Source organism: Paenibacillus xylanilyticus, assembly GCF_013359935.1.
GTDB classification, from domain to species: domain Bacteria; phylum Bacillota; class Bacilli; order Paenibacillales; family Paenibacillaceae; genus Paenibacillus; species Paenibacillus xylanilyticus.
In genome coordinates this window covers 97,647-109,792 of the sequence record NZ_JABMCB010000179.1, presented here as the reverse complement: position 1 = coordinate 109,792, position 12,146 = coordinate 97,647, and the positions used below count along the sequence as shown (strand labels likewise).

Below are 12,146 nucleotides of genomic sequence, written 5' to 3'. Positions count from 1 at the left end.
ATTGCATTGACACAGCGAATTGCTTTGGAACAATGCCTAAGCGTTGTTTTATCGGAAGATAAAAGTACGGCCTACCTTGAATTTTCCAAACAGGAAGAAGGTTTCGCCTGCACATTGGATGAACTGGAACAATATATTGCCGGTCAGGGCATTAAGTATGGTGTGCTGCGCGAGGCATTGCTTGTTTTTGTGAACCAACCTGAAACATTTATAAATTCGCAGTGCAAAATTGCTGAAGGTATCCCTGCTGTCCCAGGAACCGATGGTTATATCAAAGTACTGGTAGGGATGGATGATTCGAATGAACGTCGACCTTTGGAAGCAGAAGATGGCAAGGTAGACTACAAGGAAGTAACTCGATTAAACAATGTAAAATCAGGTCAAATCATTGCCGAACGTATCCCGCCTGTTGAGGGCACAGTGGGCCGAGCTGTTACAGGTGAGGAGATTCCGTTTCGTCCAGGGAAGGACGCCCGATTCAAAATTGGGAAGAATGTCGTCATTAATCCGGATGGTTCTGCGATGTATGCTGCCTTGGATGGATTGGTTACCAAGACGGAAGGCAACAAGCTGAATGTATTTCCGGTATACGAAATCAATGGTGATGTAGATTACAATGTCGGTAATATTGATTTCGTAGGCACAGTTGTCATACGTGGCAATGTTCTTACCGGCTTCAAAATAAGAGCAGCGGGCGATATACGCGTAGTCGGCGGTGTCGAAGGTGCTGAGCTTGAAGCAGGCGGATCTGTCGAGATTACTGGTGGCATTATCGGATATAACAAAGGACTTGTTCAAGCAGGCCATAATGTTAAATGTACCTTTATCCAAGAAGGTAACGTTGATGCAGGTGAAGATGTACTCGTCTCCCAAAGCATTATGCATTCCAACATTCGTGCAGGCAGGGCAGTGATCTGCGCAGGTACCAAGGGACTTATTGTTGGTGGATCCATTCAAGCCGGCGAAAATGTGTCAGCTCGTATTATCGGTAACAGTATGTCAACCGTAACTTCAATCGAAGTTGGTGTCCTTCCCAAACTCCGTAATGAACTGAGTGACTTGCGCAAGGGACTTAGGGAACAGATGGATTCCTTGGACAAAACGAAAAAAGCCCTGATATTACTGGATCAACTAGCTGCCGCCGGTCAACTGAGTCCAGACAAAATGTCCATGCGGATTAAGCTTACGGCTACACAGAAGTCTGCACTTCGACTTAACGAAGATACGAAGATGCGAATTTTTGAAATTGAAAAGGTACTGGAAGATACAAGCAGAGCTCGAGTGGATATTCTTAAGATGATATACAGCGGCTCTAAAATAGTTATCGGCAGATACACTAAATTTATTAAAGAACCGTTAAGCAGAATTTCTTTTTATTATCATGACGGGGATATTACGATGGCCCCATACGTTTAAGTACAGCATCAGGCACATGGAGAAAACCATTCGAAACCGTGAGGTGAGCGTATGAGTTTTAAGGCAGTAGAGTTGCAGATTGCGGTACCAAGAACCAGTGAAGCCGGTCGGTATCAGAGTGAATATCAGCAGCGGCCGGTCACAGATCAAAATTTGCTGGCAGTGCAAACGGCCAAGGAAGCAGAAGAGGCAAGACAGCGCAGTGAGGCAATGGAGGAAACTGCACATACAGGTGTACGGGACGGTCATTCCAATGACGGAGATCACCACGGTGCTTCTCAGGAGCAGGAGGCTGCCCAGGAGCAAGAACACCTCAAACCTGCCGAGCATCCGTACAAAGGAAAGCATGTGGATCTGTCGTTGTAACCCGCTGCTTCTTACGAAGATGAAGACTTGAGCTTTGAAGGCCATATCCAAAGGAGAGGAACCAATTTGTCACCATGGGTCATTATTGTCATATTAGGTGCCTGTGCCATTGCATATGCATTCATCATGCCCAAGAAAAATAAAGCGCAGGAACCAGGGTATCAATTGGTGCAGGAGATGGAATCCACGCTTGAACATTATATGGCTGAAATCGAAAGCGATAATGAGGCTCTCATTCAGCGTGTTGCTGAAATGAAGGGTGAGGCGGCAGCTGCAGATCAACGCATGCAAATTCAGCTTGAAGAATTGCAACAGCGTTTAAACGAACTCGAAAAAAATAAAGCTGCTGAAACGAATCAGGTGCCGCCTGCTTCAGTGGATCATTTAAACGGATTACAGGCACAGGCTCTTGTAGATAGTGTGAGAGAAGACGCATCTAAACAGGGTTCAGAAAGCGAGCCGCCACAAATTGCACAAGAGCCTGTTCATGAGCGAGAGTCCATCAAGGACCGATACTCAGAATTGTTTCATTTATATAATGAAGGCAGATCAGTGGATGCAATCGCGAAACAGACAGGCATACAACGTGGAGAAGTGCAGCTGATTCTTCAGTTGGCAGAACGGGAGGAGGGCTGAGTGATGGATAAGCGCTCCCTATGGATTGGAATCGGAACGGGCATGATTATCGGAGCAGTGCTGCTTCAGCTTGCCACAGTAGGGCAAAATGCTTTATCAGATAGCAATTTGGAAACGGGTACATCTGCAGCTGAACTGACGAAGGAACAATTGGAGACGGCTGCTAAGGGACTGGATATGAAGCTTGTCGGAAAGGATGACGAACTTTATACCGAAGCCGAGTGGGTGGCAAAGAAGAAACAGGAGAGCAGTGAGATGCAAGGGGACACAGCAACTGCGCCTGAAAAAGCAGAGGATACGAACACTCCAGAAGAACCCAAGGCCCCTCAGCAACCAGCTTCAAGTGAAGATAAGAAACAAAATACAGTGAGCGAACCCAAATCAACAGAGCCAACGTCACCGAACGCACCTCAAGCCACAAAGGTAACTTTTAGAGTGCATTCAGGAAACACTTTGGCGATTGTCGCTGGGAATCTTGAAAAAGCCGGTATAGTGGATGACGCACAAGCCTTTATTCAAGCGGGAAAGGCCGAGCGAATCAATACCAAAATTCGAGTGGGTACATACGCGCTTGAAAAAGGTGAGAGTTTCGAATCGATCATCGCCAAAATTACAAAGGAACCGTCAAGCTGATTACTTCAGGCAAGGCGGTTCTTTTGTTTGTTGCAGGGTTTGACAAGTACTCAAAGTTCGAAAAGTTCACATAAACATTATTATGCTGTGTCCGATTCTTTTTGGAACTGAAAGAGTGTTGCATCAGCTAAGCAGTTATGCTATATTAGATAACGGTGTTAAAACACACGCATGTGCTAATTTTGTTGAGGGTGCTTTCCTGATGGAGAGTCTTGGCGAAAAATGATGCCGGCGGAGGACACAATAAAAAACCACTAGGAGGTGTGTGAAGATGGCAGTAATCTCCATGAAGCAGCTTCTCGAAGCTGGGGTACACTTCGGTCACCAAACACGTCGTTGGAACCCAAAAATGGATCGTTATATCTTCACTGAAAGAAACGGAATTTATATCATTGACTTGCAAAAGACAGTGAAAAAAGTCGAAGAGGCTTACAACTTCGTTAAAGGAATCGCAGGAGAGAATGGTACAATTCTTTTCGTGGGTACTAAGAAACAAGCTCAAGATTCCGTTAAAGAAGAAGCTGAACGCGCTGGTCAGTTCTACATTAACCAACGCTGGTTGGGCGGTACCCTGACTAACTTCCAAACTATTCAAAAACGTATTGATCGTTTGAAACAACTGGAAGCTTGGGAAGAAGACGGTACATTCGCTGTATTGCCTAAAAAAGAAGTTATCTTGCTTCGCAAAGAAAAAGATCGTCTGGAGAAATTCCTCGGCGGTATTAAAAATATGAAAGGCCTGCCAAGCGCCCTGTTCATCATCGATCCACGCAAAGAGCGTATCGCTGTTGCTGAAGCTCGCAAATTGGGTATTCCAATTGTGGGTATCGTTGATACAAACTGCGATCCGGACGAAATCGATTATGTTATCCCAGGTAACGACGATGCAATCCGCGCTGTTAAGCTGTTGACAGGTAAAATGGCTGATGCCGTGATCGAAGCTAACCAAGGCGAAGAAACTTCCGCTTAATAGATTCGAACATAATGAATGAACTAAATGAAAAGGGTGGTTGGTAGGTGGATAACCTCTCACTGCCCTTTTTTTAGAGTGTACGTACAATACTTATTTGGAGGGAATTAATAATGGCAGTTAACGCGAGTGCAGTAAAAGAACTTCGTGAAAAAACGGGCGCTGGTATGCTCGATTGCAAAAAAGCATTGGAAGAAGCAAATGGTGACATCACGAAAGCAGCTGAATTGCTGCGTGAAAAAGGTCTGTCTGCAGCTGCAAACAAAGCAGGTCGTGCAGCGACTGAAGGTACTGTAGAATCTTATATCCACGCTGGTGGCCGTATTGGTGTACTGGTAGAAGTTAACTGCGAAACAGACTTCGTAGGTAAAACAGACCAATTCAAAGAGTTCGTTAAAGACATCGCTATGCAAATTGCTGCAGCTAGTCCTAAGTACGTTACTCGTGAAGAAGTTCCTGCTGATGAACTGGAAAAAGAGAAAGAAATCTTGAAAGCTCAAGCACTGAACGAAGGCAAACCAGAAAAAATCGTTGAAAAAATGGTTGAAGGCCGTATCAGCAAATACTACGAAGAGTATTGCTTGATGGAACAAACTTTCGTTAAAGATCCAGACAAAACAATCTCCCAATTGCTGAATGAAAAAATCAGCCAAATCGGTGAGAACATCTCGATCCGTCGTTTCGTTCGTTACGAACTTGGTGAAGGTCTGGAGAAAAAAGTGGATAACTTCGTAGAAGAAGTTATGTCCCAAGTGAACAAATAAGACGGTTTTATATACCGGCAAGCAACAAATGGTTTTCGAAGATATAAGAATGATAAAACTTCGAAGCAGAGCTCCCTTATATCTCAGGAAAACAATGCCTTACCGGTTGATCGTTTTTCCTAAAAGAGTGGAACACAGCCGTGTTCCTTTCTTTTTAAGCAGGAGGCCATGCGCGAGAAGTTTTGTTGATTGAACACCGAGGGTGCTCAATTCAAAGTGGAGGGTGAACAATTGGAACAGCCAGTATTCAAACGTGTTGTCTTAAAGGTTAGTGGAGAGTCCCTTTCCGGTCAAAACGGCTATGGTATTGATGCAGAGACGATCTCGTCGATTGCCCAGCAGGTAAAAGAAGTTGTTGAACTTGGTGTGCAGGTTGCTATCGTATGTGGTGGCGGAAACATCTGGCGCGGAATCGCTGGTAGCGAGAACGGCATCGACCGGGCAACAGCCGATTATATGGGAATGCTAGCAACTGTAATGAACTCGCTAGCACTGCAAGATGCATTGGAGCAGATCGAAGTGCCTACACGTGTACAGACATCGATTGCCATGCAGCAAATTGCAGAACCTTATATTCGTCGTAGAGCTATTCGTCATCTGGAGAAAGGCCGGGTCGTTATTTTTGCAGCAGGTACAGGTAACCCGTTCTTCTCCACCGATACAACAGCAGCACTGCGCGCAGCGGAGATTGAAGCAGAAGTCATCTTGATGGCTAAAAACAAAGTTGATGGTGTATACTCGGCAGATCCATTCAAAGACAGTACAGCTGAGAAATATGAACAATTGACTTACCTGGATGTACTTAACAAAAACCTTGGTGTGATGGATTCTACAGCATCCTCACTCTGTATGGACAACAACATCCCGTTGATCGTATTTGCCATTACGGAACAAGGTAACATCAAACGTGTAGTTCTCGGTGAACGCATCGGGACAATCGTTAAAGGGAGTGTAGACTAAATGCCACAAGCGGTTAAAAAGCATGCCGAAGAACGTATGGATAAAGCAATTCAAGCGTTACGTCGTGATCTTGCCACTTTGCGTGCAGGACGTGCAACTCCGGCTCTTCTGGACCGGGTTCAGGTAGAGTACTACGGAGCGATGACACCACTTAATCAGCTCGCGAATATTAGCACACCGGATTCCCGTACACTGATGATTCAGCCATGGGACAAATCTTCTATGGGCGAAATCGAGCGTGCGATCATGAAGTCGGATCTGGGACTAACACCAGCCAATGATGGTAACATGATTCGTCTGTCCATTCCGCCACTTACGGAGGAACGCAGAACAGAACTCGTGAAACTTACGAAAAAGTTCGGCGAAGAAGGCAAAGTAGCGATTCGTAACATTCGCCGTGATGCGAATGATGATATTAAAAAAATGGAGAAGTCAGAGATTTCCGAGGATGAGTCCCGGAGACATCAGGACGATATCCAAAAATCGACCGATAAGTTTATCGCTGAAGTCGATAAGGTACTCGCTGCCAAAGAAAAAGAAATCATGGAAGTGTAAGACAAGCGCAGCCCCTCCGATACGGTGGGGTTTTGTCTCTTTTTCTAGTCTTCAGGTGAAGAAACTTCAGGGATTTTGGAGGAACAGGAATGATCAAACGGGTTCGGTCGTGGTGGAATGGGGCTGAAAAGCAGGAAACGCTGACTATATCCGAGGATAATATCCCGCAGCACGTTGCTATTATTATGGACGGAAATGGGCGATGGGCCAAACGTCTGGGTTTGCCGCGTATAGCTGGGCACCAAAATGGCATGAAGGCAGTCAAACGTGCAACCATCGCGGCGGATGAACTGGGCATCAAATATCTGACGATGTATGCTTTTTCGACAGAAAACTGGACGCGTCCAAAAGAAGAAGTGGATTTTCTGATGCGACTGCCACAAGAATTTCTGGCGATAGAGTTGGATGAACTTATAGAAAAGAATGTTCGCATACGCATGATGGGGCAGGAAGAGAAATTACCTTCACATACCGTTAATGCCTTGCGTGAAGCGATTCGTCTTACGGAACATAATACGGGGCTTGTATTGAACTTCGCAATGAATTATGGAAGTCGAAGAGAAATGACGGACTGTGTGAAGCAAATTGCGTTACAGGTTCAGTCGGGGGAACTCTCGGCAGAGGATATTACACCTGAGCTCATAGACCAACATATGTTGACTGTGGATATGCCCGATCCGGATTTGTTGATTCGGACGAGTGGAGAACTAAGGCTCAGTAATTTTATGCTTTGGCAGCTTGCGTATAGCGAGCTATGGTTTACGGATATATACTGGCCCGAATTTGGCAAACAGCATCTGCTTGAAGCAGTAGCCGAATATCAGCGCAGAACAAGGCGTTACGGCGGTTTGAAATAGATGGAGGATGAAGCCGTTGAAACAGCGATTAACGACAGGGATAGTAGCAGGTGTGTTGTTTTTGGGTTTTTGCATGCTGGGCGGACCTTGGTATCATGGCCTGGTACTGCTCATGGCTCTCATCGGTTATTATGAATTTGTGAAAATGACGGGGGTACAGCCTTTTTCTGGTGTAGCCCTAATTGGATATGCAGGTGTTTTTGCACTTGTCTTCCCATGGGAAATGGTGTGGGATGGCAGACCGCTGACATTGTTCCAAATCAGTTGGCTGGTTATGCTTGTTTTAATGACGGCCTCAGTGATAACCAAAAACAGGATTCCTGTGAACACGGTTGCCATGCTTTTTTTGGGTGTGCTGTACATTGGGATCGGATTTTATTACATCGCCGAATCCAGACATCTGCATCACGGGCTTTTTTGGACATTCCTACTGTTAGGTTCCATATGGGCCAGTGATGCTGGTGCCTACTTTGTGGGAAAACTTATGGGGAAAAACAAACTTTGGCCATCGATTAGTCCCAACAAAACAGTGGAGGGTGCGCTTGGCGGTATTGTGATTGCCATTGTAACATCAGTGGTATTTTCCATGTTATCAGATGGCCTTCTGTCTTGGCAGAGAGCTATACTGATTGGAGTCGCATGTGCTGTAGTGGGCCAGATGGGTGACCTAATCCAATCCGCATACAAACGTGTGTACAATATCAAGGATTCTGGCAACCTTCTTCCGGGGCACGGGGGTATTCTTGATCGGTGCGACAGCTGGATAGTGGTGTTTCCATTCGTACATATATTAATGCTTCTGCCCTACTAATGTTTTGAACACAAGACGTGTGTAATGAACGGATTTGTATTATACACGCAATGGATTAATGAAGATGAGGTGCAGCATGAAGAAAATAGCGATTCTCGGGTCTACCGGTTCTATTGGAACGCAAACATTGGATGTAGTCGATATGCATCCTGAACTTTTTCAGGTGGAGGGACTGGCAGCCGGAGGAAATACTGAACTTATCATTGAACAAACCAAGCGATATCGTCCGAAAAAGGTGTCGGTTGGCTCCAAAGAACTGGCTGAGACGGTCGCTCCTCACCTGCCTTCAGGTACGCAGCTCTTCTACGGAAAAGAGGGCTTGGTGGAAGTCGCAGCCGGGACAGATGCTGATACTGTGATTACGGCTGTCATGGGGAGTGTAGGGCTCGAATCAACGCTTGCTGCCATAGAGGCTGGGAAGCAGATTGGACTCGCCAACAAGGAGACATTGGTGACGGCAGGACATATTGTTACTGCAAGTGCTGCGGCAAAAGGTGTCTCTTTGTTACCCATTGATAGTGAGCACTCGGCCATATTTCAATGTTTGAATGGAGAAAACCTCAAACGTGTTTCAGGAATTACTCTTACGGCATCAGGAGGATCCTTCCGCGATTTGACACGTGAACAGCTGCGGGAAGTAACTGTTGAAGATGCCCTTAAGCATCCGAATTGGTCGATGGGTTCCAAAATAACAATCGACTCTGCAACAATGGTGAATAAAGGGTTAGAGGTTATTGAGGCGCATTGGTTATTCGGGCTGACGTATGATCAGATTGACGTGCTGCTTCACCCTGAAAGTATCATTCACTCTTATGTTGAATTCGAGGATACAAGCATTATCGCACAGCTTGGTAACCCGGATATGCGTGTTCCAATTCAATATGCGCTGACTTATCCGGATCGGCTGCCTTCTCCGGCACAGCGTTTATCTCTGGCTCAAGCAGGCAAGCTGCAATTCCGCGAGATGGATATGGAACGGTTCCCTTGTTTAAGGCTGGCTTATGAGTGTGGTAAAATGGGTGGGACTGCAACTACGGCTTTTAATGCCGCGAATGAAGTTGCTGTAGCACGCTTCTTGCGCAAAGAGATATCGTTCCTTAAAATAGAGGATATTATTGCTTCAGTGCTGGAGGCACACCGTAATGTGGACAAACCTGATCTGGAAGAAATCGCAAGATGTGACCGGGAAAGTCGTAAACACGCATTCAATCTGTAATCCCTTTTTTCATCACAAATATGGAAGAAGTGATTCTCTTGTGCGGCACCTTGGAATAATGATAATCTAAAGGGACAGACTTCGGTTCGTGCCGTGAAGGAGGATGGATAGGGATTGGAAACCATACAAGTTGTATTTTTAACGGTGCTCATGTTCTTTGTCATCGTGACGGTTCATGAATGGGGGCATTACTATTTTGCCAAACGCGCCGGTATTCTTGTAAGGGAATTTGCGATCGGTTTTGGTCCCAAATTGTTCTCATATAAAAGAAACGAGACCCAGTTTACGCTGCGCCTGCTTCCATTTGGCGGATATGCACGTATGGCAGGGGAAGACCCTGAGCTTGTTGAAATTCAGGAGGGTCAGACCATAGCGGTTAGACCGGTGGATGACCAAGTAAAAATGATTTATTTGGACCAATTGGATAATCGTAAAAATGTAATACGTGGTGAAGTGATCTCCATTGATATGGAGAATACGTTAAAGCTGCAATTGGACGTCGATGGAGAGGTACAACAATACCGTATACATCCACAGGCGATGCTCGTGAGTCGCGGCAAACAAACTCAAATTGCACCCAAAGACCGTCAATTTGGCAGTAAGACAGTTGGACAGCGGGCAATGGCGATTTTTGCAGGACCATTGATGAACTTTATCTTGGCTTTTGTATTGTTTGCAGTATATGCGCAAATGGCGGGAGTTCCGGTTGAAAATCCGAAAAATCTGCAAATTGGTGAAGTACTCGAAGGCGGAGCTGCCGATCAGGCAAACTTGCAAGAGGGAGATATCATTGAGACGATCAATGGTACTGCAATAGGTACGGATTCGCAAAAAATGGTAACCATGATTGCCGAGTCCAAAGACAAGCCGATGGAGTGGACACTGCGTCGGGGAGAAGAAACGTTTAACATAACGATAACGCCTCGTACAGTAGAAGGACAAGAGGGAGGTAAGGTGGGAATTGTACCTACGCTGCCAACTCGGTCTGTCGGATTTGTGGAGACCTTTAAAGTTTCCGGTGTAGCGATGGTAGATACAACCAAAGTTATCTTTGAAGGTTTCAAGCATCTCATTAATCAATTTAACATGGACGACATTGGTGGACCGGTGCGTACATTCGAAGTAACAGGTCAAATCGCCAAACAGGGAATTGAGCAGTTAACGAGATGGGCGGCTATTTTGAGCTTGTATTTGGGGATTTTTAACCTGTTGCCAATTCCTGCACTGGACGGCAGCCGACTTGTATTCCTTGGAATTGAAGCACTCAGAGGCCGGCCGGTTGATCCTAACCGCGAAGGTATGGTTCATTTTATAGGGTTCGCTATGCTGTTTGTACTGATGCTGGCTGTAACATATAATGATATACTACGTTTAATTAACGGATAATTATGGTTTGATCATGTTCTGTATTTTGCAGAGATGGTCGTTATGGGAGGACGCTGGAGTCTTATGTCAAAGGAAAATGATAAACAATTCGTGACTGAAATCACACCACAGGGCGAGGATTTCTCCCGCTGGTACATTGATGTTATTAAAAAAGCCGATCTGATGGATTACTCTCCGGTGCGGGGTTGTATTGTATTCAAACCGGATGGATATGAAATCTGGGAACATATCAAGGATGAGCTCGATCGTCGTTTCCGTGAAACGGGTCACCGTAATGCCTACTTCCCAATGTTCATTCCAGAAAGCTTTTTCCAAAAAGAAAAAGAGCATGTTGAAGGCTTTAATCCCGAGTTGCCTTGGGTAACAGAAGCAGGCGGAGAAAAGCTGGAAGAACGTCTGGCAATTCGACCTACTTCCGAAACGATTATTGGTCACATGTACTCCAAATGGATTCAATCCTATCGCGATTTGCCTGTTCTGATCAATCAGTGGGCGAACGTTGTGCGTTGGGAGAAAAGAACGCTGCCTTTCCTGCGTACAAGTGAATTCCTCTGGCAGGAAGGTCATACGGCTCATGAGACGGAAGAAGAAGCACGTGAAGAAACCATGCGCATGCTTGAAATCTACCGTGAAGTTGTGGAAGAGTACTTGGCAATTCCGGTTATCAGTGGTCAAAAAACGCCTTCAGAGAAGTTTGCAGGAGCGGTGGATACCTACTCCATTGAAGCGATGATGAAGGATGGACGTGCTGTTCAAGCCGGAACATCTCACTTTATGGGTACGAACTTTGCGAAAGCATTTGAAATTCAGTACCTCAGCCGGGAAAATGTGCTTGAGCATGCTTATACAACCTCATGGGGTGTAAGTACACGTTTGATCGGGGCACTGATTATGGTGCATGGCGATGACCGTGGTCTGGTCCTGCCTCCAAAAGTTGCACCAACGCAAGTCGTGATGATTCCAATTGGACCGCCAAAAACCCGTGATGCTGTTGTAGGTCGTGCGGATGAGTTATTCGCTGAACTGAAAAAAGCAGGCATTCGTGTTAAAATGGATGATCGCAGCGATGTTCGTCCAGGCTGGAAATTCAATGAATACGAAATGCGTGGGGTTCCGATCCGTCTTGAAATTGGTCCACGTGACATGGAAAATGGAGTATGTGTGCTCGTGTCACGAATTACAGGGGAGAAAAAGGTAGTAGAACAAGCAAACCTGGTGGAAGAAATTCAGAATATGCTGACAGAGGTTCAATCTGATATGCTTGAGCGTGCACGCACGTTTATGACGGACAACTTCTACTCTGTAGACACACTTGATGAGATGAAGGAATTGATGGAAAACAAACGCGGCTTTACGCTGGCCGGCTGGTGCGGCTCAGAAGCATGCGAAGATAAAGTAAGAGAAGTAACAGGTGCAACAAGCCGGAACATTCCGTTCCAGCCTGCGGAAGAAAAGCATACGTGTCTGGCTTGTGGTGAAAAGGCGAAGAACACGGTAGTGTTTGCAAGAGCCTACTAGGTCATCACGGACGACCAGCACTATTCACCGTATGAGTAAGTAATGAAAGGCTTCTGTC

13 protein-coding genes are annotated in these 12,146 nt (G+C 45.7%); all 13 read left to right on the top strand.

The window, feature by feature from the left end:
* Positions 1-6 precede the first annotated feature (6 nt).
* The 13 genes from HP552_RS13905 (at position 7) to proS (ending at position 12,088) form a co-directional block, all read left to right on the top strand.
* Positions 7-1,416 carry a flagellar assembly protein A gene (locus HP552_RS13905; protein WP_175396048.1) on the top strand — a complete coding sequence of 470 codons (1,410 nt, stop codon included), beginning with the start codon at positions 7-9 and terminating at the stop codon, positions 1,414-1,416.
* Between the two features lie 51 nt (positions 1,417-1,467).
* Positions 1,468-1,782, top strand: coding sequence for a hypothetical protein (locus HP552_RS13900; protein WP_175396047.1), 315 nt, complete (start codon positions 1,468-1,470; stop codon positions 1,780-1,782).
* A gap of 66 nt (positions 1,783-1,848) precedes the next feature.
* Complete coding sequence (locus HP552_RS13895; RefSeq protein WP_175396046.1) at positions 1,849-2,418, top strand: hypothetical protein; 570 nt, start codon at positions 1,849-1,851, stop codon at positions 2,416-2,418.
* Positions 2,419-2,421: 3 nt separating this feature from the next.
* Positions 2,422-3,051, top strand: coding sequence for an endolytic transglycosylase MltG (locus HP552_RS13890; protein ID WP_175396045.1), 630 nt, complete (start codon positions 2,422-2,424; stop codon positions 3,049-3,051).
* Between the two features lie 271 nt (positions 3,052-3,322).
* Positions 3,323-4,021, top strand: coding sequence for a 30S ribosomal protein S2 (gene rpsB, locus HP552_RS13885; protein ID WP_047842496.1), 699 nt, complete (start codon positions 3,323-3,325; stop codon positions 4,019-4,021).
* A 113-nt stretch (positions 4,022-4,134) separates the two neighbouring features.
* Positions 4,135-4,785 (top strand): translation elongation factor Ts, encoded by a 651-nt coding sequence (gene tsf / locus HP552_RS13880; protein WP_175396044.1) that lies wholly within the window; start codon positions 4,135-4,137, stop codon positions 4,783-4,785.
* 231 nt (positions 4,786-5,016) lie between these two features.
* A complete protein-coding gene (pyrH, locus tag HP552_RS13875) occupies positions 5,017-5,745 on the top strand; it encodes a UMP kinase (protein WP_095287801.1) in 729 nt (242 codons plus the stop codon).
* Positions 5,746-6,300, top strand: a complete 555-nt coding sequence (frr, locus tag HP552_RS13870; RefSeq protein ID WP_175396043.1) for a ribosome recycling factor — start codon at positions 5,746-5,748, stop codon at positions 6,298-6,300. It abuts the gene before it with no gap.
* A gap of 89 nt (positions 6,301-6,389) precedes the next feature.
* The gene (gene uppS, locus HP552_RS13865; RefSeq protein WP_175396042.1) at positions 6,390-7,157 is read left to right on the top strand and encodes an undecaprenyl pyrophosphate synthase; all 768 of its coding nucleotides are present in this window, start codon (positions 6,390-6,392) and stop codon (positions 7,155-7,157) included.
* Between the two features lie 16 nt (positions 7,158-7,173).
* Positions 7,174-7,968 carry a phosphatidate cytidylyltransferase gene (locus tag HP552_RS13860; protein ID WP_175396041.1) on the top strand — a complete coding sequence of 265 codons (795 nt, stop codon included), beginning with the start codon at positions 7,174-7,176 and terminating at the stop codon, positions 7,966-7,968.
* 76 nt (positions 7,969-8,044) lie between these two features.
* Entirely contained in the window at positions 8,045-9,184 is a 1,140-nt protein-coding gene (locus HP552_RS13855) for a 1-deoxy-D-xylulose-5-phosphate reductoisomerase (protein ID WP_175396040.1), read from the top strand.
* A gap of 114 nt (positions 9,185-9,298) precedes the next feature.
* Complete coding sequence (rseP, locus tag HP552_RS13850) at positions 9,299-10,570, top strand: RIP metalloprotease RseP (protein WP_175396039.1); 1,272 nt, start codon at positions 9,299-9,301, stop codon at positions 10,568-10,570.
* A 63-nt stretch (positions 10,571-10,633) separates the two neighbouring features.
* Positions 10,634-12,088 carry a proline--tRNA ligase gene (gene proS / locus HP552_RS13845; RefSeq protein ID WP_175396038.1) on the top strand — a complete coding sequence of 485 codons (1,455 nt, stop codon included), beginning with the start codon at positions 10,634-10,636 and terminating at the stop codon, positions 12,086-12,088.
* Positions 12,089-12,146: the final 58 nt, after the last annotated feature.

Excerpts from the sequence above, each read along its gene's own strand:
- HP552_RS13900 (WP_175396047.1), top strand. The coding sequence starts at position 1,468 with ATGAGTTTTAAGGCAGTAGAGTTGCAGATTGCGGTACCAAGAACCAGT.
- HP552_RS13890 (WP_175396045.1), top strand. The coding sequence starts at position 2,422 with ATGGATAAGCGCTCCCTATGGATTGGAATCGGAACGGGCATGATTATC.
- rpsB (WP_047842496.1), top strand. The coding sequence starts at position 3,323 with ATGGCAGTAATCTCCATGAAGCAGCTTCTCGAAGCTGGGGTACACTTC.
- tsf (WP_175396044.1), top strand. The coding sequence starts at position 4,135 with ATGGCAGTTAACGCGAGTGCAGTAAAAGAACTTCGTGAAAAAACGGGC.
- frr (WP_175396043.1), top strand. The coding sequence starts at position 5,746 with ATGCCACAAGCGGTTAAAAAGCATGCCGAAGAACGTATGGATAAAGCA.
- uppS (WP_175396042.1), top strand. The coding sequence starts at position 6,390 with ATGATCAAACGGGTTCGGTCGTGGTGGAATGGGGCTGAAAAGCAGGAA.
- HP552_RS13855 (WP_175396040.1), top strand. The coding sequence starts at position 8,045 with ATGAAGAAAATAGCGATTCTCGGGTCTACCGGTTCTATTGGAACGCAA.
- proS (WP_175396038.1), top strand. The coding sequence starts at position 10,634 with ATGTCAAAGGAAAATGATAAACAATTCGTGACTGAAATCACACCACAG.